Raw genomic sequence first — 24681 nt, 5'->3', positions numbered from 1 at the left:
GGTACGCCAGCCGCGATGGCATTCAATCACTTACCGGCAGGCGTGCACGACGCCTTGCTCCCATTGTCCGTCACGCCAGTGACAGACTCGGTGCCGATGGCCAAGAATCACCGACCCGATCGACCCCCGGCGGAGCCCGGCTCCCGGCCGGAACCAGGCACGGTCCTGCACCGGCTCGCCGCGGGACCGAGTCGGGCTGCGCGCATCACTCATACGGAGCACTTGCCCCCGCGTGCGGGCCGTCATGCCCTCTGGCCGGACCGGATTCGCCCGGAGGTCGTCGCCGCCGTGCAGGCCGCGGGCATCGAACACCCGTGGGCCCACCAGGCACGTGTCGCCGAGCACGCCCTGGACGGCGACTCCGTGGTGGTCGCCACCGGCACCGCCTCCGGCAAGTCGCTGGCCTATCTGGTGCCGGTGCTCTCCGCGCTCCTGGACGGCTCCGAGGCCCCCAACGGACGCGGCGCCACCACCCTCTACCTGGCCCCGACCAAGGCACTCGCGGCCGACCAGTGCCGATCGGTGAAGGAACTTTCACAACCTCTCGGCACGGCCGTCCGCGCCGCGGTCTACGACGGCGACACGCCGTTCGAGGAACGCGAGTGGATCCGCCAGTACGGCACCTACGTGCTGACCAACCCGGACATGCTGCACCGCGGCATCCTGCCGTCCCACCCCCGCTGGTCCTCCTTCCTCAAGTCGTTGAAGTACGTCGTCATCGACGAGTGCCACACCTACCGGGGCGTCTTCGGCTCCCACGTCGCGCAGGTGCTGCGCAGGCTGCGCCGACTGTGCGCCCGCTACGGCGCGTCGCCCGTGTTCCTGCTCGCCTCCGCCACGGCCGCCGAGCCGTCGGTGGCGGCCCGCCGGCTCACCGGGCTCCCGGTCGTCGAGGTCGCGGACGACGCCTCACCGCGCGGTGAACTGGTGTTCGCCCTCTGGGAGCCGCCGCTGACCGAGCTGGAGGGCGAGAAGGGCGCCCCGGTGCGCCGCACGGCCACCGCCGAGGCCGCCGACCTGCTCACCGACCTCACCGTCCAGGGCATGCGGTCGATCACCTTCGTACGGTCCCGGCGCGGCGCCGAGCTGATCTCGGTGATCGCCCAGGAGCGCCTCGCCGAGGTCGACCGCTCCCTGACCCGGCGCGTGGCGGCGTACCGCGGCGGCTACCTCCCCGAGGAACGCCGCGCCCTGGAGCGCGCCCTGCACTCCGGCGAACTCCTCGGGCTCGCGGCGACGAACGCCCTCGAACTGGGGCTCGACATCTCCGGCCTGGACGCCGTGGTGATCGCGGGGTACCCGGGCACGCGCGCGTCCTTGTGGCAGCAGGCGGGCCGGGCGGGTCGCGCGGGTCAGGGGGCCCTGGCGGTGCTGGTCGCCCGCGACGACCCGCTGGACACCTTCCTCGTCCACCACCCCGAGGCTCTGTTCGACCAGCCCGTCGAGTCGACCGTCCTCGATCCCGACAACCCCTACGTCCTCGCCCCCCATCTGTGCGCGGCGGCGGCCGAGCTGCCCCTGACGGAGGAGGACCTGAAGCTCTTCGGCCCCGCCTGCGAGGAACTGCTCCCCCAGCTGGAGGCGGCCAAGCTGCTCCGCCGGCGGACCCGGGCCTGGCACTGGACGCGCCGGGAGCGGGCCGCCGACCTCACGGACATCCGCGGGGAGGGCGGACGCCCGGTCCAGGTCGTCGAGGCCGGGACGGGGCGGCTGCTGGGCACGGTGGACGCCGGTGCCGCCCACACGAGCGTCCACGAGGGCGCCGTACACCTGCACCAGGGGCGCACCTATCTCGTCCGCTCCCTCGACCTGGAGGACTCCGTCGCGCTGGTGGAACAGGCCACCCCCGCCTACTCGACGGTCGCCCGCGACACGACGGCGATCTCGGTCCTGGAGACCGACATCGAGGTCCCCTGGGGCGACGGGCGCCTGTGCTACGGCTCCGTCGAGGTCACCAACCAAGTGGTCTCCTTCCTGCGCCGGCGCCTCATCACCGGCGAGGTCCTGGGCGAGACGAAGCTCGACCTCCCTCCTCGGACGCTGCGCACGCGCGCGGTGTGGTGGACGGTCACCGAGGACCAGCTCGACGCCGCCCGGATCAACCCGGAGATCCTCGGCGGTGCCCTGCACGCCGCCGAGCACGCCTCCATCGGCATGCTGCCGCTGTTCGCGACCTGCGACCGCTGGGACATCGGCGGAGTGTCGGTCCCGCTGCACCCGGACACGCTGCTCCCCACCGTCTTCGTGTACGACGGCCACCCCGGCGGCGCGGGCTTCGCCGAGCGCGCCTTCCACACGGCCCGCGAATGGCTCACGGCCACCCGGGAGGCCATCGCCTCCTGCGAGTGCGACGCCGGCTGCCCGTCCTGCATCCAGTCCCCCAAGTGCGGCAACGGCAACGATCCGTTGCACAAGCGGGGAGCAGTGCGGCTGCTCACGGTGCTGCTGCGGGGCGCGGAGGCGGCGGCAGCGGCGGATGCGGCAGAGCGGCCTCGGGCGGGGCAGGTGGGACGGACGGAACAGACGGAAGAGCCTGAAGCGGGGCAGGCCGAAGCGGAGCAGGCTCAGTAGGCAGGATTTCGGCGGGCCGGGGTTCGGTGGGCAAGGGTTCGGTGGGCCGAGGTTCGGCGGGCTGACGCCCGGCGGGCCGAGGCCCGGCGGGCAGGCCCGGGCCCGCCCTCGCACGGACCTCCGCCGCGAACGGACCCCGGCCCGACGCCGCCGACACGTCCGACACCTGCCCGGTCAGCACGCAGCGCACCAGCCGCGCGCCCTGGGCCCGCGCGACCCGGTCGGCCTCGGCACACGCCGCCGAGCCGCCCCGGCCCCAGTGGTCCGCCGCCGCCAGCGCCGCCAGATCGGCGCCCCCGGCGGCGCGGTGCCGGGCGACCACCGCCTGTCCGAGGGCCAGCACGATGCCGAACACCAGGCACAGGACGGCGACTGCGCCCACACTCCAGACGGTGGCGGACCCCTGGTCGTGAGCGCGCCTCACGGCTCCGCCCCCACCGCTCGCTCCGCCGACGCCACGGCTTCCTCCCGTACCTCGAAGGGGAGGCCGTGCAACGCCGGTGGCTCGGCCACCACGACCACACGGACCAGGCCCGCCTCCCGGGCGACCGTGACGCGTGCCCCGCGCGGCGCCGCCTCCCGGACGAGCTCGACGACCGCGCCGTCCGGGTCCTGGCGTGCCGCCGCGCGTGCGCCCGTGCGGGCCGCGTCCACGCACTGGATCTGGGCGGCCACCACCAGCAGCCCCCACACCAGTGCCATCGCGAACACCACCAACACCGGCAGGACCACGGCCGTCTCCGCGGTCACGAACCCTCCGTCCGAGCGGCGGCCGCGCCCCCGGCGGGCTCCCGGCACGGCCTCCGTCCCGGGCGTCCGCTCACATCCGCGCATCGAGCGCCCGCTTCACGATGCCCTGCAACTCGGCGCTGACCGTGCCGCTCGTCACGACCTTGTAGAGGACCACGGCGAAGGCCACCGCAGCGACGATCCCCATCGCGTACTCCGACGTGACCATGCCCGCGTCCCGTCCCGCGCCCCGCCGCAGCAGCGCCGTCCGTGCTCCGCACACCAGGGCACTCAGCCGTGCCCGTACCGCCTGATACATCTCAACCCCCGTGAGGTTCGATCCCGTTGTTCACTCGCTCGTCCTTGCTGGTCACTCGCTCTCCGGCTCCCCGCCGGTACACGCCTCCGTCAGCGGCCACCTCCTCCGTCCCCCAGCACACCGCCGGCCAGCCCGATGACGACCGGCAGCACGCCCACCGCGATGAAGGCGGGCAGGAAGCACAGCCCCACCGGCGCGGTGACCATGACGGCCGCCCGGCGGGCCCGGGCCGTCGTGGTGCGGGCCCAGTCGGCGCGGGCCTGGGCGGCGAGCCGGGCGGCCGGACCTGCCGCGGGCAGTCCCGACACGTCGGCCCGTTCCAGCAGCCGCGCCAGTGGACCGGCGCCCGGGATCGCGGCCAACCCCCGCCAGGCACCGTCCGGTTCACCACCCAGTCGCACCTCCGCGGCGCCGCGCCCCAACGCCTCCCCCACGGGCCCGTCCAAGGCGTCCCCCACCGCCCGCGCGGCGGTCACCGGACTCGCGCCCGCCGCGACACAGGCCGCCAGCAGATCGGCTGCCAAGGGCAGTTGACGCGCGGCCTGTGCGGCGGTGGCCCCCACCTCGGGCGTACCGGCGGCCGGGCGTCGGGAGCGCAGCCGCCACAGCAACGCCGCGCCCCCCAGCCCCACCACGGCACCGGCGGCACCCCCGACCACGACCCAGCCGGCACACACCGTGCCCAGCAGCGGCAGCCACGCGCGGGCGACGGCCCGCACCTCCTCGGTGCGCCGTGGGGCCGCGGGGGCCGGGACGGGCGCCAGCAGCCCCGTGAGCCTCCTGTGCACCGTCCGCTCCCGCCGCGCGGCTCCGAGCACCCGCACCGGCCAGACGACCGCCGCCAGAATCCCCACCACTACCCCCAGCCTGTGGACAACGTCCCCGCTCACGACACCGCCTCCGCTCCGCGCACGATCCGCGTCACCCACCACACGCCCAGGCCCTCCAGCAGCCCGCCGGCCAGCAGGCAGCCGAGCCCCGCTCCGGTGTGCAGCAGCACGTGCAGCGGATCGGAGCCGAGGGCGACGCCGAGCAGGAGACCGAGGACCGGCAGGCCCGCGAGCATCACCGCCGTGGCCCGGGCGCCCGCCAACTGGGCGCGCAGGTCGGCACGCTGGTCCCGCTCGGCACGCAACGCACCCTCCAGCCGGTCGAGTCCGGCGGCCAGCCCCGCCCCCTGGTCGACGGCGACCCGCCAGCAGGCGGCGAGACCCCGCAGCCCCTCGGCGCCCGGCTGCCGCGCCGCCGCCGCGAGCGCCGCGGGAACGTCCCCGCCGAACCGGGCCGCCGCCAGCACGGCGGCCTGCGCGTCCCCCAGTCCGCCGGAGTCGCGCTCGGCGCACAACAGCGCCTCGCCCGGCTGCCGACCCGCCCGCACCTCCCCGGCGAGCGCGCCGCAGAGCGCGAGCACCGCGTCCTGCCGCCGCTCCCGGGCCCGCCTCGCATCGCCGGCCAGCCGCGTCCGCCGCAGTACCGGCACCCCGACCGCTCCCGCGAGCAGCGGCAGCACCGAGGAGCCCAGCAGCGCCAGCACCAGCCCGGCGGCCGGGGACCACCACTCGAACCCCAGCCGGCCACGGGCCCGCCACAGCCACTCCGTCACCCGGCGCACCGCGGGCGGTCCGATCCCGCCCTTCCCTCCTTCCGCCAGCACCGCCCGCGCGCGTCGCACGCCGGAGTGCCAACCGCCCGCCAGCCAGGCGGCGCTCCCCAGGCACGCCAGGGCCACACCCGTCGACAGCTCGCCCGTTCCGGTCACCGTCATCGCTCGCTTCCCGTCCTACGGACCCGCCCGCCGAGCCCGTCCATCCCGTCGGGCCCTCCGCCTCCTTCGAGCCCTCCGCCACGCAGCAGCTCCCGCAGCCGCTCCCACCCGCGTTCGGCCACGAAGGCCGCCGTGCCCCACCGCAGAGCCGGCACCGTCCGCACCAGGCCCGACGGATCGCGCTCCAGTACGTGCACCTCGGCGATCCGGCGCCTGCCGGTCCGGTCGCGGACCAGGTGCAGGACGACCGAGAGGGCGGCGGCGAGCTGGCTGTGCAGGGCCGCGCGGTCCAGCCCGGCCGCTGTGCCGAGCGCCTCCAGCCGGGCCGGTACGTCGGCGGCGGCGTTGGCGTGCACCGTCCCGCACCCGCCTTCGTGACCGGTGTTCAACGCCGCGAGCAGATGCACCACTTCGGGGCCGCGCACCTCGCCCACGACCAGCCGGTCCGGGCGCATTCGCAGCGCCTGCCGGACCAGGTCCTCAAGGGTGACCAGGCCCGCGGCCTCCTGGTTGGCGGGTCTGGTCTCCAGGCGAACGACATGCGGGTGATCCGGCCGCAGTTCCGCCGAGTCCTCGGCCAGCACGATGCGCTCGTCCGGTCCGACGAGCCCGAGCAGCGCGCTCAGGAGCGTCGTCTTGCCACTGCCCGTGCCTCCGCTGACGAGGAACGACAGCCGGGCTCGCAACAGGGCGCGCAGCACCCGGTCCCCGCCCGGCGGCACGGTGCCCGCCGCCGCCAGCTCGTCGAGCGTGAACGCGCGTGGGCGCACCACCCGCAGCGACAGGCAGGTGCAGCCGACGGCGACCGGTGGCAGTACCGCGTGCAGCCGGGTGCCGTCGGGCAGGCGCGCGTCCACCCACGGCCGGGCGTCGTCGAGCCGTCGTCCGGCGACGGTGGCGAGGCGCTGGGCGAGCCGCCGTACCGCCCCGGCGTCCGGGAAGGAGACCGGCGTGAGCTCCAGACCGCCGCCCCGGTCGACCCAGACCCGGTCCGGCGCGGACACCAGCACGTCGGTCACCGACGGGTCGGCGAGCAGCGGTTCCAGTGGCCCGCTGCCGACCAGTTCCGACCTGAGCCGGGCCGCGGTGCCGAGGATCTCGGCGTCTCCGAGCACCCGCCCCTGTTCGCGCAGGGCCTGCGCCACGCGCGCGGGTGTCGGCTCCGCCCCGCTCTCGGCCAGCCACCTCCGCACCCCGTCGAGCATCCCGGGAGCGGGAGCCGATCCCTGTGACCCGTCCGCGGCCGAACCGGCAGACCGGTCCGGGCCGGTCCCACCGGAGGGCGTCCCGGAGGCCCAGCCGGGAACGGCTCCTGCAGTCCGCCCCCTCGGTGTCCCAGGACCGCGCCCTCCGGGTCCCGCGTCGGCCGCGCCCCCTCCCCCGCTCGACTCCCCCGCGAAGACCGAGCCCACGGCGCTCACACCACACCCCCCGTCTCCACCAGCGCCCGGTCCCAGAACTCCCGGCAGAAGCGCGCCAGGGGTCCGCGGGCGGACGTGCCCGGTGGGCGTCGGCTCTCCGCGGCGCGCAGCAGTCCCGGCTCGACCGGCACCTCGCCGGCCAGGGGCAGTCCGAGCAGCCGGGCCACCTCGCGGTCGTCGAGTCCGGATGCGTACGGCCCGCGTACCGCGACGCGGAGGTCGCGCAGGACCATGCCGACCGCGGTGGCCACCCGGCCGGCCGCGGCGACGGCCCGCAGCTCGGCGGGGACGACGAGGAGCCCGACGTCGAGCTGGGCGAGGACCTCCGCGGCGCCGTCGTCGATCCGACGCGGCAGGTCGACGACGACCGTGCCGCCCCTGCGCCGGGCCGCGGCGAGCACCGCGCGGACGGCCTGCGCCGGTACCGCGACGCAGTCGCCCCGGTCCCAGCTGAGTACCCGCAGCGCATGCAGCTCCGGCAGCGACTCCTCCAGGGCGCCGCTCCCGACGCGTCCGCGCGAGGCGGCGAACGCGGGCCACCTCAGCCCGTCGGCGGTCTCACCGCCGAGGAGGACGTCCAGACCGCCGCCCAGCGGATCGGCGTCCACCAGGAGGCTGCGCATCCCCTCCCGTGCGGAGGTGACGGCGAGCGCGCAGGCCAGCGTCGACGCTCCCGCGCCGCCCCGGCCGCCGATGACGCCGACGGTGAGGGCCGGCTTGCCGACGCCCTCGGTGACGTCGGCGATGCGGTCGACCAGCCACTGCTCGCCGTCGGGCAGCATCAGCACGTGGTCGGCGCCGATCTCGACGGCCCGCTGCCAGACCCCGGAGTCGTCCTGGTCGCGGCCGATCAGGACCACGCCTCGCCTCCGCACGGCTCCGCGCACGCGCCGTGCGGCGTCGTCACCGACGATCACGAGCGGCGCGGCCTCCCAGCCCCCGAGCTGTCCGGACGTACCGCCTCCGGTCCGCCCGGCGGTCGCCCCCGACACCGCCGGCAGCGAGTGGTGCACCTCCGGTGTGGCGCCGGCCGCGGCGCACAGGCGCAACAGATCGTCGAGGAGTTCGGTGTCCTCCGTGACGATCAGCGGCCCGCCGCGCCGCCCTCCCGCGGTGGGCGGCGGATCGTGCGTGATGTTTCCGGCCATGGTTCGCTTCCCCCTTCGATTCGCGGCCGCGTGAAGAACCGGAAAGCGGTCCCCGCATGAACGGCCGACATGGCGCGTCCGGCAAAGAGATCCGGCCGTGGAAGTCGGCGCGGCCCGGACGCATGGGAATCACGGTGCGGCGAACGCGGAAATAGTGTGGATCTTGGTCCAAAACTGTGGACAAGTTGACGGTTGTGAATATCGCCGTCACTCAAACCGGTGAGCCCTGCCGGGCCTCCCGCACTCCCACCCGCGCTCCGTCCACATGGCCTCCGCGCCCTGTGCACGGCTTCCGCAGAGCAGCCCGGCAACTACACTGAGTAGCCAATCATGGGCATGACGAGTAGGCCTCCGTGCGTCATCACGACACGGAGACCGGAACAGGACGAGAGCCGGAAAACCCACCCGGACATGCGACGACCCCCGCCGGGGGGGAGAGCGGGGGTCGTCTCCACGGCCGACTCGGGGGGGGAGGAGTCGGACCGGGTTAGCACGGTCGCGAACGATCCGTGACTTCCATGGTGTACCCGAGAGCCTTCTCAGGCAAACCCACACGCCCCACCTTACGCCGAATGGGCTGCACCTATGCTCAGGGTCGTGGAAAACCCCTCCTTGCGCCACTCCATGCCCCGCACAGCGGCCTTCTTTGACCTGGACAAGACGGTCATTGCGAAGTCGAGCACGCTGACGTTCAGCAAGTCGTTCTACCAAGGCGGACTGATCAACCGCAGGGCCGTGTTGCGTACCGCATATGCCCAGTTCGTCTTCCTCGCCGGAGGGGCCGACCACGACCAGATGGAGCGGATGCGGGAGTACCTGTCCGCACTGTGCCGGGGCTGGAACGTCCAGTTGGTCAAGGAACTGGTCGCCGAGACCCTGCACGACCTGATCGACCCGATCATCTACGACGAGGCCGCCTCCCTGATCGAGGAGCACCACACCGCCGGCCGCGACGTCGTGATCGTCTCCACGTCGGGCGCCGAGGTCGTCGAACCGATCGGTGAACTGCTGGGCGCGGACCGGGTGGTGGCGACCCGCATGATCGTGGGCGACGACGGCTGCTTCACCGGCGAGGTGGAGTACTACGCGTACGGGCCCACGAAGGCGGCGGCGATCCGGGAGCTGGCCGAGTCGGAGGGCTACGACCTGTCCCGCTGCTACGCCTACAGCGACTCGGCCACCGACCTGCCGATGCTGGAGGCCGTCGGCCACCCCCACGCCGTGAACCCGGACCGGGCGCTGCGCCGCGAGGCTCTCGCGCGCGGGTGGCCGATTCTCGACTTCCACCGGCCGGTGCGGCTCAAGCAGCGGATCCGTGGGTTCTCCGTACCGCCCCGCCCGGCCCTGGTGGCCGCCGCCGCGGTCGGTGCGGCGGCGGCCACGGCGGGACTGGTCTGGTACGCGAGCCGGCGGAGGGCCGCGGCAGCCTGACGGCACGCCGGGCCGGCAGGGCCCTTTCACCCGCGTATGAGCGCAAAAGTAAAGAAGTGCGGCGAGCACTTCCGCTTGCTCGGGGGCAGGAGTACAAAGGAATCAACGGCCCGCGAGACCAAGGACATCCGAAAGGATCACCTTAGATAACGCATTTGGCCCCACGGACCGAGCATGGCCACTGGGCACCCACGCGACGTCGACCCGTCGATTACGGGCCAGCCGCACCAGGTGACGGGCAAAGTACCCGGCCTGATGGGCAACACATCGAGGACGCTTGGTACCCCGGTGGACATGCCAGCGGCGGTACGAGCCCTCGTACCGCCGCATTTCTCTGCCCGGCGCCTACGCCGCCCCTCGCTGGAGCGCCTCGCACACCGCCGTCGACTCGCGCGCGCCCAGTGTCACCGCGGTGCCGCAGTGGGCGATCCAGGCGGCCATGCCCTCAGGAGTTCCGGAAACGTAGCCGTCGAGCGCCGCCAGGTAGGGCGCGCGGCCCAGTTCGGCGTAGCCGACCTCGGCCGGGCAGACCGACTTCGGGTCGAGGCCGCTGCCGACCAGGACGATGCGCTCGGCCGCGCGCGCGACCAGTCCGTTGTGGGAGGTGAAGGGCCGCAGGGCCAGCAGTTCGCCGTGCACGACGGCGGCCGTCACCAGCGCCGGCGCGGAGCCGCCCGCCGTGACCAGCGCGGCCAGCCCGTCCAGCCGGCCGTGCGCCTCCCCGGCGCCGGGCAGCGGCAGTTCGACGAGCGGTTCGTCCACCGGCTCGCCCTCCTGGCGGGGCCGTCCCACCTGGTCCGCCTTGTCGGCGGCGGCGACCAGGTGCAGCCGGGCCAGCACCCGCAGCGGCGACTGACGCCAGATGGAGAGCAGCTGCCCCGCCTCGGCGGTCAGCCGCAGGGCCGCGCCCACCGCGCGCGCCTCGGCGTCACCACTGAAGTCGGTCCGCCTGCGGACCTCCTCCAGGGCCCAGTCCGCCCCGGACAGCGCGGCCGAGCCCCGGGCGCCGCGCAGGGCCGCCTCGGAGGTGATCTCGTTGCTGCGGCGCCGCATGATCCGGTGGCCGTAGACGCGGTCCACGGCCTTGCGTACGGACTCCACGGACTCGGCCACGCCGGGCAGTGCGCCCAGGGCCGCGAGCGGATCGGCGGTCGCGCCTGTCGTACTCATGAGTACGACCCTACGCACCCCTGCGCCGCGCCCCACGAATGAGTGGTCTTCTTCACGTATTACCGGGCCCGTGTGCCACGTACAGCTATCGAGACACTACGCTTGGTGAACATGAAAATTGCTTTCGTTGGGAAGGGCGGCAGCGGCAAGACCACCCTGTCCTCCCTGTTCGTCCGCCATCTCGCCGCCGACGGCGCACCCGTGGTCGCGATCGACGCCGACATCAACCAGCACCTCGGGGCCGCGCTGGGCCTCGACGAGGCGGAGTCGGCCGGGCTTCCCGCGATGGGCGCGCACCTGCCGCTGATCAAGGACCACCTGCGCGGCACCAATCCGCGCATCCCCTCCGCCGACAAGATGATCAAGACGACGCCGCCCGGCGAGGGGTCGCGCCTGCTGCGGGTGCGCGAGGACAACCCGGTGTACGACGCCTGCGCCCGGCCGGTGGAGCTGGACGGCGGGGCCGTCCGTCTGATGGTCACCGGCCCCTTCACCGACGCCGACCTGGGAGTCGCCTGCTACCACTCCAAGACGGGAGCGGTGGAGCTGTGCCTGAACCACCTGGTCGACGGCCGCGACGAGTACGTCGTGGTCGACATGACCGCCGGCTCGGACTCGTTCGCCTCCGGCATGTTCACCCGCTTCGACATCACGTTCCTCGTCGCCGAGCCGACCCGGAAGGGTGTCTCCGTCTACCGCCAGTACAAGGAGTACGCCCGCGACTTCGGCGTCACCCTGAAGGTCGTCGGCAACAAGGTGCAGGGACCGGACGACCTCGACTTCCTGCGCGGACAGGTCGGCGACGACCTCCTGGTGACCGTCGGGCACTCGGACTGGGTGCGCGCCATGGAGAAGGGCCGCCCGCCCCGGTTCGACCTCCTGGAGGACGTCAACGACCGTGCGCTGCGCGCCTTGCGCACGGCCGCGGACGAGACGTACGAGTCGCGGGACTGGGAGCGTTACACGCGCCAGATGGTCCACTTCCACCTGAAGAACGCCCAGAGCTGGGGCAACGAGCGCACCGGGACCGACCTGGCGGCGCAGATCGACCCCGGCTTCGTGCTCGGCGAGGAGGTCGCCACCCCCGCGTGACCCCCGCGCGGGGGCCGTCGCGCTACTGCTTGGCGGCCGGTGCCCCGGGGACGCCCTTCGGTGCCGGTGCGGGCGCGGCCGACAGGAAGGGCGCCCAGCCCTTCGCGGGGGCCTCGCCGACGCCGAGGGTGCGCAGCTTCTTCAGGACCTTCGGATCCTGTGCGTCCAGCCAGTCGGCGAGCTGCCGGAAGGAGACGCAGCGCACCTCCTTCTCGTTGCACACCTGCTCGATGGTCTCCTCGATGGCGCGCATGTAGGTGCCGCCGTTCCAGGACTCGAAGTGGTTGCCGATGATCAGCGGTGCGCGGTTGCCGTCGTAGGCCCGCTGGAAGCCCTGGAGCAGGCTGTCGCGCATCTGGTCGCCCCAGAACTCCCGCTTGGCGGGGTCGCCCTGGGTGGTGGTCCCCGACTGGTTGACCATGTAGTTGTAGTCCATGGTGAGCTGCTCGTAGGAGTGGCCGGGGAACGGCACGAGCTGCATCGAAAGGTCCCACAGGCCCTGCTTCTTGGCCGGCCAGACCTGGTTGTTGACTCCGCTGCTGTCGTAGCGGAAGCCCATCTCGCTCGCGGCCCTCGTGAAGTTCTTCTGGCCCTCCAGGCAGGGCGTGCGGGCGCCGATCAGCTCCTTGTCGTAGTCGAACGGAAGAGGTGATGCTTCCCCCGTCCCGGTGTTGCTCTTCCAGGACTTGACGAACTGCTTGGCCTGGCCGATCTCGTCCTTCCACTCGTCGACCGACCACTCGCCGACGCCGCCGCCGGCGCCGCAGAAGTGCCCGTTGAAGTGGGTGCCGATCTCGTTGCCCTCCAGCCACGCCAGACGCAACTGCTCGACGGTGTCGGCGATTCCCTGCTGGTCGTTGAAGCCGATGTCGGAACGGCCCGGGGAATGCTGCGGCGGCCTGTACAGGTCCCGCTTCTCCTCCGGCAGCAGATACACGCCGCTCAGGAAATACGTCATCGTGGCGTTGTTCTCCTTGGCCACTTCGCGGAAGTGGGAGAACAATTTCTGACTGTCCTCGCCCGCGCCGTCCCACGAGAAGACCACGAACTGCGGTGGCTTCTGGCCGGGCTTGAGCCGTTCGGGGCGCGGCAGGTGGGGCTGCGCCCCGGTGTACGCGGTGGAACCGTCGCCGATCAGGCGGACCGCGTTCTTCGGCGCCGGGGCGGCTTCCCCCTTTTCCCTCTGCGAGCCATGTGTCCCTTCACCGGAACCGCTGCCGCTGCCGAGCGCGCAACCGGCGAGCGCGGAGGCGCAGACCGCCGCGACCACGGTGCACGCGGCCATCCTGTGGGTGGTGGCCATGTTCCGCCCACCTTCTTCCTTCTCTCGGGCCAACGCCGACGAGGCGATGTCGGGTGCTGAGCCGGGCCGTGCCGTCAGCGCCGTCAAGGTGACACGGAAATGAGAAGGAATTAGTACGACAAGCCGATGAAATAACCGGTTCACTCGGTCGAGCGGTCCATTACTCCACTTGCGCGAAAAGCCTATGCCTTTTCTTTACTCTGAATTACGCTCTGTTTACTGAGCGCAATCACCGAGCGCTCTGGCATCCCGCCGCTGTACGCCGTGACCCACGGCCGCATGACCGCGACCGCGCAGCCCCGGAGGAGACGGGAAAAATGTCAGCCTGCGTCCCCGCCCACGCCGATCCGGCCCGTGCCGAGCACGTCCACCCACCGCACAGCCCGCCGCCCCGCGGCCCCCGGCGCTTCCGCGTCGCGGGCGCCGACGTGTCGGCCGCCATCGCGGTCTTCCTGATCGCCCTGCCCCTCTCCCTGGGCATCGCCCTCGCCACCGGCGCCCCCCTCCAGGCCGGCCTCGTCGCGGCCGCGGTGGGCGGGATCGTCGCCGGGCGGATCGGCGGCTGCCCCCTCCAGGTCAGCGGCCCCGCCGCAGGCCTCACCGTGGTCACCGCCGACCTCATCCAGCAGTACGGATGGCGCACGACCTGCGCCATCACCGTCGTCGCCGGCCTCGCCCAACTGGGCCTCGGCTGCCTGCGCGTGGCCCGCTCGGCCCTCGCGGTGAGCCCCGCCATCGTGCACGGCATGCTCGCCGGCATCGGCGTCACCATCGCCGTCGCCCAGCTGCACATCGTCCTCGGCGGCACCCCGCAGAGTTCCGTGCCCGACAACCTGGTCGCGCTCCCCGCGCAGCTGGCGAACCTGCGCCCGGCCGACGTGGCGGTGAGCGTGCTGACGCTGACCCTGCTGACGTTCTGGCCCCGCGTGCCGGGCCGGGCCGGGCGGCTCCTGGGCAAGATGCCCGCCGCCCTGGTCGCCGTCGCGGGCGCCACCGCGGTCGCCGCCCTCGCCGGGCTCCGCCTGCCCAAGGTCGACCTGCCGTCCTGGAGCAGTCACGCGCTGGCGACGCTGCCCGACGGTCCGGTGCTCGGGCTGGTCGCGGCCGTCCTCACCACCACACTGGTGTGCAGTGTGCAGTCCCTGCTCGGCGCGGTCGCCGTGGACAAGCTGGTCGCCGCCCGGCCGGGGCTGACCGGCCGCGTCAAGCGCTCCGACCTCGACCGCGAGCTGCTCGGACAGGGCGCCGCCAACATCGTCTCCGGATCGCTCGGCGGACTGCCCATCGCCGGCGTGGCCGTGCGCAGCTCCGCGAACGTGGCGGCGGGCGCCGTCAGCCGGAACTCCACGATGCTGCACGGCGTTCTCGTAGTGATCGCCGCGCTCCTGCTGGTCCCCGCCCTGGAGCTGATCCCGCTCGCCTCGCTCGCCGCCCTGGTCATGGCCGTCGGGCTCAAGATGGTCTCGCTGAACCACATCCGCACGGTGACCCGCCACCGTGAGGTGCTGGTCTACGCGGTCACCACCGCCGGCGTGGTGTTCCTCGGCGTCCTGGAGGGCGTCGCCCTGGGCATCGCCGTCGCCGTCGCCGTGGCCCTGCACCGGCTCACCCGCATGCGCATCACCCACGACGAGACCGAGGGGGTCCACCATGTCCACGTGCGGGGCCAGTTGACCTTCCTCGCGGTGCCCCGGCTCAGCCGGATCCTGCACCAGGTGCCGCACGGATCGGCCGCCGTCGTGGAGCTGGACGGGTCGTTCATGGACCACGCGGCGTTCGAGACGCTGCAGGACTGGCAGAAGACGCACACCGCACAGGGCGGCTCCGTCAACATCACCGGCCGCCGTCCCGGCACCCGCATCTCCGAACCGGCGGACACGGACAACTGCCGCTGCCGCCCCTGGACCCCCTGGCGCAACCACCAGTGCGAACGGCCGCCCACCGCGCCTCCGCCCGGCGCCGGGCGGCCGGATGCCACCGGCGACGCCGCCGACCCGGCGCCCGGTGCGGCCGTCGGGCGCGAACTCGCGCGCGGCATCAGCGCCTTCCAGCGCAACACCGCCCCCCTGGTCCGCGGCGAGCTGGCCCGGCTGGCACGGGAGGGACAGCAGCCTTCCCAGCTCTTCCTGACCTGCGCCGACTCCCGGGTGGTCACATCGATGATCACCTCCAGCGGCCCCGGCGACCTCTTCGTCGTACGCAATGTGGGCAACTTGGTACCGCTGCCCGGCGACGAGGGCGACGACTCGGTGGCCGCCGCGATCGAGTACGCGGTGGACGTGCTGAAGGTGCGGTCCATCACCGTGTGCGGGCACTCCGGGTGCGGCGCCATGCAGGCGCTGCTCAGCGCCGAGCCCGGCGGCAGACAGACACCGCTCAAGAGGTGGCTGCGGCACGGGCTGCCGAGCCTGGAGCGCCTGCCCGAGGACGACGGCACCCGGCCCCGGCTCGCGGGACGCGGGCCCGCCGACGCGGCCGAGCAGCTCTGCCTGGCCAACGTGGTCCAGCAGTTGGAGCACCTGCGCGCCCATGAGTCGGTGTCCCGGGCCCTGGGCGCCGGCGACCTGGAACTGCACGGCATGTACTTCCACGTCGGCGAGGCCCAGGCGTACCTGCTCGCCGAGGGCGGCGGGGAGGCCGTGTTCGAGCGGGTGCTGGAGACCGACCTGACCGTCTGACCGCCCGCAGGGTGTGACGGGCGTTACAGAGGCTGAACTCGGCACCGCCGGCGTCCGTGGGTACGGGTGACCAGGGCCGCGAAGGGAACGCGGCACAGGAACACGACAGGTCTAAACCAATTGCCCGTCGGCCCTTGTCACCGGCCCCCCGGGTCTGATGAGCTGTGGCCTGGGACACAACGGACAACCCTGAGAATGGGAGATGTCGTGAGCAACGAATCCTTGGCCAACCTGCTCAAGGAAGAACGCAGGTTCGCACCCCCTGCCGACCTGGCCGCGAACGCCAACGTCACGGCAGAGGCGTACGAACGGGCCAAGGCAGACAGGCTCGGCTTCTGGGCCGAGCAGGCCCGCCGGCTGACCTGGGCCGAGGAGCCGACCGAGACCCTCGACTGGTCGAATCCGCCGTTCGCCAAGTGGTTCAAGGACGGCAAGCTCAACGTCGCCTACAACTGCGTCGACCGGCACGTGGAGGCCGGTCACGGCGACCGCGTCGCCATCCACTTCGAGGGCGAGCCCGGCGACAGCCGCGCCGTCACCTACGCCGAGCTGAAGGACGAGGTCTCCAAGGCCGCCAACGCCCTCCTTGAGCTGGGCGTGCAGAAGGGCGACCGGGTCGCGGTCTACATGCCGATGATCCCGGAGACGGCGATCGCGATGCTGGCCTGCGCCCGGATCGGCGCCGCCCACTCGGTGGTCTTCGGCGGCTTCTCCTCCGACGCCCTCGCCACCCGCATCCAGGACGCCGACGCCAAGGTCGTCATCACCGCCGACGGCGGCTACCGGCGCGGCAAGCCGTCCGCGCTCAAGCCGGCCGTCGACGAGGCCGCCGAGCGGGCCGGCATCGTCGAGCACGTGCTCGTCGTCCGCCGCACCGGGCAGGACGTCGCCTGGGACGACTCCCGCGACAAGTGGTGGCACGAGACCGTCGACCGGCAGTCGGCCGAGCACACGCCGGAGGCGTTCGACGCCGAGCACCCGCTCTTCATCCTCTACACGTCCGGTACGACGGGTAAGCCCAAGGGCATCCTGCACACCTCCGGCGGCTACCTCACCCAGACGGCGTACACGCACTGGGCGGTCTTCGACCTCAAGCCGGAGACCGACGTCTACTGGTGCACCGCCGACGTCGGCTGGGTCACCGGCCACTCCTACATCGTCTACGGCCCGCTCGCCAACGGCGCGACGCAAGTCATGTACGAGGGCACCCCGGACACCCCGCACCAGGGCCGGTTCTGGGAGATCGTGCAGAAGTACGGCGTGACGATCCTCTACACCGCGCCCACCGCGATCCGGACGTTCATGAAGTGGGGCGACGACATCCCCGCGAAGTTCGACCTCACCTCCCTGCGCGTCCTCGGCTCGGTCGGTGAGCCGATCAACCCCGAGGCGTGGGTCTGGTACCGCAAGAACATCGGCGCGGACGCGACCCCGGTCGTGGACACCTGGTGGCAGACCGAGACCGGCGCGATGATGATCACACCGCTGCCCGGCGTCACCGAGGCCAAGCCCGGCTCCGCCCAGCGCGCATTGCCCGGCATCTCCGCCACCGTCGTCGACGACGAGGCCCGCGAGGTGCCGAACGGCGGGGGCGGCTACCTGGTCCTCACCGAGCCGTGGCCGTCGATGCTGCGCACCATCTGGGGCGACGACCAGCGGTTCATCGACACGTACTGGTCGCGCTTCGAGGGCAAGTACTTCGCGGGCGACGGCGCCAAGAAGGACGACGACGGCGACATCTGGCTGCTCGGCCGGGTCGACGACGTGATGCTCGTCTCCGGCCACAACATCTCCACCACCGAGGTCGAGTCGGCCCTCGTCTCCCACCCCTCGGTCGCCGAGGCGGCCGTGGTCGGCGCGGCCGACGAGACGACCGGACAGGCCATCGTGGCCTTCGTGATCCTGCGCGGCACGGCGGCGGAGTCCGAGGGCCTGGTCACCGAGCTGCGCAACCACGTCGGCACCGCGCTCGGCCCGATCGCCAAGCCCAAGCGGATCCTGCCGGTGGCCGAGCTGCCGAAGACCCGCTCCGGCAAGATCATGCGGCGACTGCTGCGGGACGTGGCGGAGAACCGCCAGCTCGGGGACGTCACCACCCTGACCGACTCCACCGTCATGGACCTCATCCAGACGAAGCTCCCCGCGGCACCCAGCGAGGACTGAACCCCCTGCTCCGAGGGCACCCGGCGAAGATCCGCCGGGTGCCCTTTCCGTTTGCCGTATGGGTAGGCTGGGGAGCGCGTAAGAAAACCAACAAGATCCTCATGGTGCGCCGGGAAGTCTGGTCGGCAAGTGTTTCAGTGCTGCCCACAGACCGGAGGTCTTCCCCGTGACCGCGCCCCGCACCGCCCGCAAAGCCTTCGGACGCCTGTCCCTCCCGGAGCGGAACTACGTCGCGGAGGCGCTGCGCACCGAGACCGTCGGCGGTGTGCTGCTGCTGGTCGCCGCGGTCGCCGCACTGGTGTGGACGAACATCCCGGCGCTGCACGACAGCTACGAGAGCGTCAGCGACTTCCACTTCGGCCCCGCGGCCATCGGCCTGGACCTCTCCGTCGCGCACTGGGCCGCCGACGGGCTCCTCGCGATCTTCTTCTTCGTCGCCGGCATCGAGCTCAAGCGCGAACTCGTCGCCGGTGACCTCAAGGACCCGCGGGCAGCCGCCCTCCCCGTGGTGGCCGCCCTGTGCGGCATGGCCGTACCGGCCCTCGTCTACACGGTCACCGCCACCACGGGCGGCGGCTCCCTGGCCGGCTGGGCCGTGCCCACCGCCACCGACATCGCCTTCGCGCTCGCCGTGCTCGCCGTCATCGGCACGTCCCTGCCCAGCGCCCTGCGCGCGTTCCTGCTGACGCTCGCGGTCGTCGACGACCTGTTCGCGATCCTGATCATCGCGGTCTTCTTCACCTCCGACCTGAACTTCGCCGCACTGGGCGGCGCGGTCGTCGGCCTCGGCGTCTTCTGGCTGCTGCTGCGCAAGGGCGTGCGCGGCTGGTACGTGTACGTCCCGCTCGCCCTCGTGATCTGGGGGCTGATGTACAACAGCGGCATCCACGCCACCATCGCCGGTGTCGCGATGGGCCTGATGCTGCGCTGCCACCGGCGCGAGGGCGAGGACCACGCACCGGGCGAGCACATCGAGCACCTGGTGCGCCCGCTGTCGGCGGGCCTGGCCGTGCCGCTGTTCGCGCTGTTCAGCGCGGGTGTGTCCATCTCGGGTGGAGCGCTCGCCGACGTGTTCACCAGGCCGGAGACCCTCGGTGTGGTGCTGGGCCTCGTGATCGGCAAGACGGTCGGCATCTTCGGCAGCACCTGGCTGACCGCGCGCTTCACCAAGGCCTCGCTCAGCGACGACCTGGAATGGGCCGACGTGTTCGCGGTGGCGACGCTGGCCGGCATCGGGTTCACCGTCTCGCTGCTCATCGGCGAGCTGGCCTTCGAGGGCGACGCGGCGCTGACCGACGAGGTGAAGGCCGCCGTCCTCACCGGCTCGCTGGTCGCGGCGGCCCTGGCGACGGTGCTGCTGAAGATACGGAACGCCAAGTACCGCGGGATGGTGGCCGACGAGGAGCGCGACGACGACCTCAGCGGCGTCCCCGACATCTACGAGGAGGACGACCCCGCCTACCACCTGCGCGTCGCCGCGATCTACGAGAAGAAGGCCGCCGAGCACCGCCGGATCGCCGAGGAGATGGAGGCCGCACGGCTTGCCGAAGTGAAGGGCGGGGCAGGCGATGAGGGCGGCGGTCCGGCATGATCTGACGAGACGGTACAAAAGACGGGACCGTTCGCGCTCGGACCGGACGCACCGGGGCCGAGGACGACGTCACGAAACCGTACGCAGATGAGCCAGCAGAAGAGGGAGACCGCGATGAGCGCACCCGACGGCAGCCCGGTCGGCACCGAACGCAGCATCGGCCAGCTGTTCGCCTCGGCGACCACCGAATTGTCGGCGCTCGTGCACGACGAGATCGCGCTGGCCAAGGCGCAGCTGAGGCAGGACGTCAAGCGCGGGGCGACGAGCGGCGGCGCGTTCTCCGCGGCCGGGGCCGTCCTCCTGTTCTCGCTGCCGATGCTGAGCTTCGCGCTCGCCTACGGCATCCGGACCTGGAGCGGCTGGAACATGGCCGTCTGCTTCCTGCTGTCCTTCGCGGCGAACGTCCTCGTCGCGGCCCTCCTCGCGCTGATCGGCATCGTCTTCGCGAAGAAGGCCAAGAAGGGCAAGGGCCCGCAGAAGGTCGCCGCCTCGGTGAAGCAGTCGGCGGGCGTCCTGCAGAACGCCAAGCCGCACCCGCGTCCGGAGCTGCCCGCGGACCGGTCCCCCGAAGCCATCGAGGCTGTGGCACGCTCGTCCTCATGACCGGCTCCACCACCCCTTCGGGCCAGCCCCCCACTTCGGTCGTCCGGCCGGCCATGCCCGGCGGCCACGAGGTGATCCACCGGGACGTCGCGGCCAACGGCGCCCGCTTCCACATCGCCGAACTGGGCGACGGGCCGCTGGTGCTGCTGCTGCACGGCTTCCCCCAGTTCTGGTGGACGTGGCGGCACCAGCTCGTGGCGCTCGCCGACGCGGGATTCCGCGCGGTCGCCATGGACCTGCGCGGCGTCGGCGGCAGCGACCGCACCCCGCGCGGCTACGACCCCGCCGGCCTGGCCCTCGACATCACCGGGGTGGTCCGCTCGCTCGGCGAGCCGGACGCCGCGCTGGTCGGCCACGACCTGGGCGGCTACCTGGCCTGGACGGCCGCCGCGATGCGGCCCAAGCTGGTGCGGCGGCTCGCGGTCTCCTCGATGCCGCACCCCCGGCGCTGGCGCTCGGCCATGCTCGGAGACGTCCGGCAGAGCCGGGCGGGCTCCTACATCTGGGGCTTCCAGCGCCCGTGGGTGCCGGAGCGTCAACTCACCGCGGACGACGGCGCGCTGGTCGGCCGGCTGCTCCACGACTGGTCGGGGCCGCGGCTGCTGGACGAGGAGGCGGTGACGGCGTACCGGCGCGCGATGTGCGTCCCCTCCACGGCGCACTGCTCCGTCGAGCCGTACCGCTGGCTGGTGCGCTCGCTGGCCCGTCCGGACGGCATCCAGTTCTACCGCCGGATGAAGCGGCCGGTGCGCGTGCCGACCCTGCACCTGCACGGTTCGCTCGACCCCGTGATGCGGACGCGGAGCGCGGCCGGGTCCGGGCAGTACGTCGAAGCGCCGTACCGCTGGCGGCTGTTCGACGGTCTCGGACACTTCCCGCACGAAGAGGATCCGGTCGCGTTCTCGACCGAACTGATCAACTGGCTGAAGGATCCCGAACCCGATCGGTGACGGAACGGACGCATCCCGTATCCGAACCAGAACGCTTGTCCTATGAGCGGCCACTTGCCCCGCGCATAGGCCAATTGGGCGCCCGCCGAGCGGTTATCGACCTTGGGTCGGGGGCACACGTCCCGGTATGGGCTGGACGCACGACTACAACGACGTAGCACGCGACGGCCGCTCCACGAGCGGCATGAGCATTCACCGACGAGGCGGCACCCCGCAACTGGCGGGTGCCGACCCGCGGGTGGGCATCCCCCTCATCCTGCGCCGCCGGGCCCGCTGGGTCTCGGTACGACTGCGCCACCAACGCGGCTCGCAGGTGTAGATCTCCCGCGTGGCCCTAGGGCCTGTCTGACAATTCCCGTCGTCGCCCGGAGGGCGGCCTCGCGGCGTCAGGTGCGTGCTCTCGCCGTGCCGGGCGTAGAGCCTCGTACTGGATGTACTTGGCTCTGCGCCCGGTGCGGCGAGAGTGCGTGCATGGCGTCGCGAGGCTGGGGGCACCTCCCGGCCGGAGGCTGGGGGAGGGAACTGTCAGACAGGCCCTAGAGCGCGCAGCTGTCGCTGTCGACCTGCTGGTTGGCCGCGCGGCCCTCGCTGATGTCCTCGCGGATCTCGTCCACGGTGAGCGCGTAGCCGGTCTCGGGGTCGTCCAGGGACTTGGCGAAGACCACGCCGTAGACCTCGCCCTCGGGCGTCAGCAGGGGGCCACCGGAGTTTCCCTGACGGACGGTCGCGTACAGCGAGTAGACGTCGCGGCCGACGGTGTCGCGGTGGTAGATGTCCGGACCGTTGGCGGTGATGCGCCCGCGGATCCGGGCGGCACGGACGTCGTACGCGCCGTTCTCCGGGAACCCCGCGACGATCGCGCCGTCGTCGCGGCTCGCGTCCTCGTCCGTGAACCGCAGGGCGGGCGCGTCCAGTTCCGGCACGTCGAGTACGGCGATGTCGCGCCGCCAGTCGTAGAGGACGACCGTCGCGTCGTACTTCCTGCCCTCGCCGCCTATCTGCACGGTGGGCTCGTCGACGCCGCCCACCACATGGGCGTTGGTCATGACCCTGCGGTCGCCGAAGACGAAGCCGGTGCCCTCCAGGACCTTGCCGCAGTCGGGGGCGGTGCCCATGACCTTGACGATGGACCGCTTGGCGCGGTCGGCGACGGGGCTGTTGGCCAGCGCCGGGTCGGGCGGCTGCGTGTCGGGGATCGACTCGTTGGCGAACGGGCTGAAGACCTGCGGGAAGCCGTTCTGCTCAAGGGCCGACGTGAAGCTCTCGAACCAGTTCTCGGCCCCCGCGGGCAGCACCTCCTGCATACCCCCCAGCACCGTGGACTGCCGCACCTCCTTGCCGACCGTCGGCATCGTGGTCCGGGCGAGGGCGGAACCGATCAGCCAGGCGACCAGGAGCATGGCGACGACGTTGACCAGGGCGCCGCCGGTCGCGTCCAGGGCGCGGGCCGGGGACCAGGTGATGTACCGGCGCAGCTTGTTGCCCAGATGCGTGGTGAGGGCCTGGCCGACAGAGGCGCACAGGATGATGACGACGACCGCGACGACGGCGGCGGTCGTGCTCACCTCCGCGTTGTCCGTCAGTACGTCCCAGACGACCGGCAGCAGATAGACGGCGACGAGCCCGCCCCCGAGGAAGCCGGTCACGGACAGGATGCCGACGACGAAGCCCTGGCGGAACCCGACGATCGCGAACCAGACGGCGGCCAGCAGCAACAGGATGTCCAGCACGTTCACTGATTCAGGCCTCGCCTTGTCGTCTTCGGTACGCAGGCCACCCTGTCATGCGCGCCAGTCCAGCGGGACCTGCTTGTCCCGGTCCCAGGGCCGCTCCCAGCCCGCGAAGTGCAGCAACCGGTCGATGACGCCGGCGGTGAACCCCCATACGAGCGCCGATTCGACCAGGAATGCCGGGCCCCGGTGCCCGCTGGGATGGACGGTGGTCACCCGGTTGGCCGGGTCCGTGAGATCCGCCACGGGGACGGTGAAGACCCGCGCGGTCTCGTTGGGATCGACGACGCCGACCGGGGAGGGCTCGCGCCACCAGGCCAGCACCGGGGTGACGACGAAGCCGCTGACCGGGATGTAGAGCTTGGGCAGGGCACCGAAGAGCTGCACACCGGACGGGTCGAGCCCGGTCTCCTCCTCGGCCTCGCGCAGGGCGGCCCGCAGCGGCCCGTCGCCCCGCGGATCACCGTCCTCGGGGTCGAGGGCGCCGCCCGGGAAGGCCGGCTGGCCGGGATGGGAGCGCAGGGAGCCGGCCCGCTCCATGAGGAGCAGCTCGGGGCCGCGGCCGGCCCGGCCCGCACCGTCCCCGAAGAGGATCAGCACGGCGGACTGGCGGCCGGCCCCGTCCGCGGGCGGCAGGAAGCGGCTCAGCTGCGTGGGCCGCACCGTCTCGACGGCCCGCACCACGGGGTCCAGCCAGTCCGGCAGACCCTCCTTGCTGAGCATCGCGCCCCGCGCGTGGCCCTGCGTGTCGCTCGCCCGTGTCATCCACACCCCCGTCCTGCCGACTCCAACGCCCGACGCCCCCGGGATCGTTCCGTCACGCGGACCCCAGCGGCGGTGCCGCCTTCCCGCCCGCGTCCAGATAGGCGCGCGGCGGGTTCAGCCGCTGGCCGGGGAAGCCGCCCTTCTCGTACTTCAGCAGCTTCTTCGCCTTCTCCGGGTCCGTCTCGCCCTCGCCGTACGCCGGGCAGAGCGGGGCGATGGGGCAGGCGCCGCAGGCGGGCTTGCGGGCGTGGCAGATGCGGCGGCCGTGCCAGATCACGTGGTGCGAGAGGTCCGTCCAGTCGCTCTTCGGGAAGAGCGCGCCGACGGCGGCCTCGATCTTGTCCGGGTCGCTCTCCTCGGTCCACTCCCAGCGGCGCACCAGGCGCTGGAAGTGCGTGTCCACGGTGATGCCGGGGCGGCCGAAGGCGTTGCCGAGTACGACGAAGGCGGTCTTGCGGCCCACACCGGGCAGTTTGACCAGGTCTTCGAGGCGGCCGGGGACCTCGCCGCCGAAGTCCTCCGCCAGGGCCTTCGACAGCCCTATGACCGACTTGGTCTTGGCCCGGAAGAATCCGGTCGGGCGCAGGATCTCCTCGACCTCCTCGGGGTTGGCGGCGGCCAGGTCCTCGGGGGTGGGGTACTTGGCGAAGAGCGCGGGGGTGGTCTGGTTGACCCGCAGGTCGGTGGTCTGGGCGGACAGCACGGTGGCCACGACCAGCTGGAACGGGTTCTCGAAGTCCAGCTCCGGGTGGGCGTACGGGTAGACCTCGGCCAGCTCGCGGTTGATCCGGCGGGCCCGGCGGACCAGGGCGGTGCGCGACTCGCCGCGCGGCGGCTTAGCGGCGACGGTCTTCGCCGGGGCGACGCCCTTGACGGCGGCGGAGGCCTTCTTGGGTGCGACGGCGGGCGTCTTGGCGGGGGCCTGCCTCTTCGCGGGGGCCTGCTTCTTGGCCTTGGCGGATGCCTGCTTCTTGGCGGGCGCGGCCTTCTTCGCGGGGGCCGCCTTCTTCGCGGCCTTCTTCGCAGGGGCGGCCTTCTTGGCGGGCGCGGTCTTCTTCACGGCATCCTTCTCCGCGGTCACCCTCTTGGCAGGCGCCGCCCTCTTTGTCGCTTTCGCCGTTTTCCTACCGCCATCGGGGCCCTGTTCGCCCACAGCGGAATCGCGACGTACACTCACCCGCGCAGCCCCCTCGGCCTGTGCTCTCACCGGCGATTTGGACACCCGGCCAGCCTACGGCCCGGCACCGACATC

Annotated in this window: 20 protein-coding genes and 1 pseudogene; 9 read left to right on the top strand and 12 right to left on the bottom strand. The window is 72.5% G+C overall.

Features of this window, described 5'->3' with window-relative positions; genetic code table 11:
* The first annotated feature begins 15 nt into the window (after positions 1 to 15).
* Positions 16 to 2571: a DEAD/DEAH box helicase gene (locus tag ACZ67M_RS22915; protein WP_469852503.1), complete on the top strand. Its 2556-nt coding sequence runs from the start codon at positions 16 to 18 to the stop codon at positions 2569 to 2571.
* A gap of 157 nt (positions 2572 to 2728) precedes the next feature.
* Here ACZ67M_RS22915 and ACZ67M_RS22910 read toward each other — a convergent pair.
* From ACZ67M_RS22910 to ssd, 7 genes and pseudogenes are all read right to left on the bottom strand, one after another.
* Positions 2729 to 2926 (bottom strand): annotated as a pseudogene (locus tag ACZ67M_RS22910) (Rv3654c family TadE-like protein); the annotation flags it as partial.
* A gap of 65 nt (positions 2927 to 2991) precedes the next feature.
* Positions 2992 to 3405 (bottom strand): TadE family type IV pilus minor pilin, encoded by a 414-nt coding sequence (locus ACZ67M_RS22905; RefSeq protein ID WP_392011712.1) that lies wholly within the window; start codon positions 3403 to 3405, stop codon positions 2992 to 2994.
* Entirely contained in the window at positions 3392 to 3619 is a 228-nt protein-coding gene (locus ACZ67M_RS22900) for a DUF4244 domain-containing protein (RefSeq protein ID WP_469852501.1), read from the bottom strand. Before ACZ67M_RS22900 ends, ACZ67M_RS22905 begins: the two co-directional genes overlap by 14 nt.
* 89 nt (positions 3620 to 3708) lie before the next feature.
* Positions 3709 to 4509 carry a type II secretion system F family protein gene (locus ACZ67M_RS22895; RefSeq protein ID WP_469852499.1) on the bottom strand — a complete coding sequence of 267 codons (801 nt, stop codon included), beginning with the start codon at positions 4507 to 4509 and terminating at the stop codon, positions 3709 to 3711.
* A complete protein-coding gene (locus ACZ67M_RS22890) occupies positions 4506 to 5384 on the bottom strand; it encodes a type II secretion system F family protein (RefSeq protein WP_469852497.1) in 879 nt (292 codons plus the stop codon). The genes ACZ67M_RS22895 and ACZ67M_RS22890 overlap by 4 nt, the downstream gene beginning before the upstream one ends.
* Positions 5381 to 6589, bottom strand: a complete 1209-nt coding sequence (locus ACZ67M_RS22885; protein WP_469852495.1) for a TadA family conjugal transfer-associated ATPase — start codon at positions 6587 to 6589, stop codon at positions 5381 to 5383. Before ACZ67M_RS22885 ends, ACZ67M_RS22890 begins: the two co-directional genes overlap by 4 nt.
* 212 nt (positions 6590 to 6801) lie before the next feature.
* Positions 6802 to 7953 carry a septum site-determining protein Ssd gene (gene ssd, locus ACZ67M_RS22880; protein ID WP_469852493.1) on the bottom strand — a complete coding sequence of 384 codons (1152 nt, stop codon included), beginning with the start codon at positions 7951 to 7953 and terminating at the stop codon, positions 6802 to 6804.
* Positions 7954 to 8538: 585 nt separating this feature from the next.
* On the opposite strand from ssd, the gene ACZ67M_RS22875 reads away from it, so the two are divergent.
* Positions 8539 to 9384, top strand: a complete 846-nt coding sequence (locus tag ACZ67M_RS22875) for an HAD family hydrolase (protein ID WP_361361819.1) — start codon at positions 8539 to 8541, stop codon at positions 9382 to 9384.
* A gap of 345 nt (positions 9385 to 9729) precedes the next feature.
* Here ACZ67M_RS22875 and ACZ67M_RS22870 read toward each other — a convergent pair whose 3' ends face one another.
* A complete protein-coding gene (locus tag ACZ67M_RS22870; RefSeq protein WP_361361817.1) occupies positions 9730 to 10554 on the bottom strand; it encodes a Fic family protein in 825 nt (274 codons plus the stop codon).
* Between the two features lie 111 nt (positions 10555 to 10665).
* Between ACZ67M_RS22870 and ACZ67M_RS22865 the strand changes: the two genes are divergently transcribed.
* Positions 10666 to 11646, top strand: a complete 981-nt coding sequence (locus ACZ67M_RS22865; RefSeq protein ID WP_469852491.1) for an ATP-binding protein — start codon at positions 10666 to 10668, stop codon at positions 11644 to 11646.
* Between the two features lie 22 nt (positions 11647 to 11668).
* Here the strand turns inward: ACZ67M_RS22865 and ACZ67M_RS22860 are convergent, their stop codons facing one another.
* Complete coding sequence (locus ACZ67M_RS22860) at positions 11669 to 12949, bottom strand: polysaccharide deacetylase family protein (RefSeq protein WP_392011694.1); 1281 nt, start codon at positions 12947 to 12949, stop codon at positions 11669 to 11671.
* Between the two features lie 317 nt (positions 12950 to 13266).
* Here ACZ67M_RS22860 and ACZ67M_RS22855 point away from each other — a divergent pair, with 317 nt between their 5' ends.
* The 6 genes from ACZ67M_RS22855 (at position 13267) to ACZ67M_RS22830 (ending at position 21253) form a co-directional block, all read left to right on the top strand.
* Positions 13267 to 15627, top strand: a complete 2361-nt coding sequence (locus ACZ67M_RS22855) for a bifunctional SulP family inorganic anion transporter/carbonic anhydrase (RefSeq protein WP_469852489.1) — start codon at positions 13267 to 13269, stop codon at positions 15625 to 15627.
* A gap of 207 nt (positions 15628 to 15834) precedes the next feature.
* Positions 15835 to 17790: an acetate--CoA ligase gene (gene acs / locus ACZ67M_RS22850; protein WP_361361809.1), complete on the top strand. Its 1956-nt coding sequence runs from the start codon at positions 15835 to 15837 to the stop codon at positions 17788 to 17790.
* A 166-nt stretch (positions 17791 to 17956) separates the two neighbouring features.
* Entirely contained in the window at positions 17957 to 19381 is a 1425-nt protein-coding gene (gene nhaA / locus ACZ67M_RS22845) for a Na+/H+ antiporter NhaA (protein WP_469852487.1), read from the top strand.
* A gap of 114 nt (positions 19382 to 19495) precedes the next feature.
* Entirely contained in the window at positions 19496 to 19984 is a 489-nt protein-coding gene (locus tag ACZ67M_RS22840) for a phage holin family protein (protein WP_053142649.1), read from the top strand.
* The gene (locus ACZ67M_RS22835) at positions 19981 to 20934 is read left to right on the top strand and encodes an alpha/beta fold hydrolase (RefSeq protein WP_125493015.1); all 954 of its coding nucleotides are present in this window, start codon (positions 19981 to 19983) and stop codon (positions 20932 to 20934) included. The genes ACZ67M_RS22840 and ACZ67M_RS22835 overlap by 4 nt, the downstream gene beginning before the upstream one ends.
* A 127-nt stretch (positions 20935 to 21061) precedes the next feature.
* Complete coding sequence (locus tag ACZ67M_RS22830; RefSeq protein ID WP_234959429.1) at positions 21062 to 21253, top strand: hypothetical protein; 192 nt, start codon at positions 21062 to 21064, stop codon at positions 21251 to 21253.
* Between the two features lie 217 nt (positions 21254 to 21470).
* Here ACZ67M_RS22830 and ACZ67M_RS22825 read toward each other — a convergent pair whose 3' ends face one another.
* From ACZ67M_RS22825 to nth, 3 genes are read right to left on the bottom strand one after another with little or no spacing between them, the layout of a single operon-like run.
* On the bottom strand, positions 21471 to 22670 hold the full coding sequence (locus tag ACZ67M_RS22825) for a MarP family serine protease (RefSeq protein ID WP_361361804.1): 1200 nt from the start codon (positions 22668 to 22670) through the stop codon (positions 21471 to 21473).
* Positions 22671 to 22715: 45 nt separating this feature from the next.
* On the bottom strand, positions 22716 to 23429 hold the full coding sequence (locus ACZ67M_RS22820; protein ID WP_234959427.1) for an NUDIX hydrolase: 714 nt from the start codon (positions 23427 to 23429) through the stop codon (positions 22716 to 22718).
* A gap of 52 nt (positions 23430 to 23481) precedes the next feature.
* On the bottom strand, positions 23482 to 24489 hold the full coding sequence (gene nth, locus ACZ67M_RS22815; protein WP_469852486.1) for an endonuclease III: 1008 nt from the start codon (positions 24487 to 24489) through the stop codon (positions 23482 to 23484).
* Positions 24490 to 24681 lie beyond the last annotated feature (192 nt).

The organism is Streptomyces sp. NPDC107500, assembly GCF_055582785.1.
Note: the sequence above shows the minus strand (reverse complement) of the source record. Positions and strands in the feature narration are given on the sequence as shown.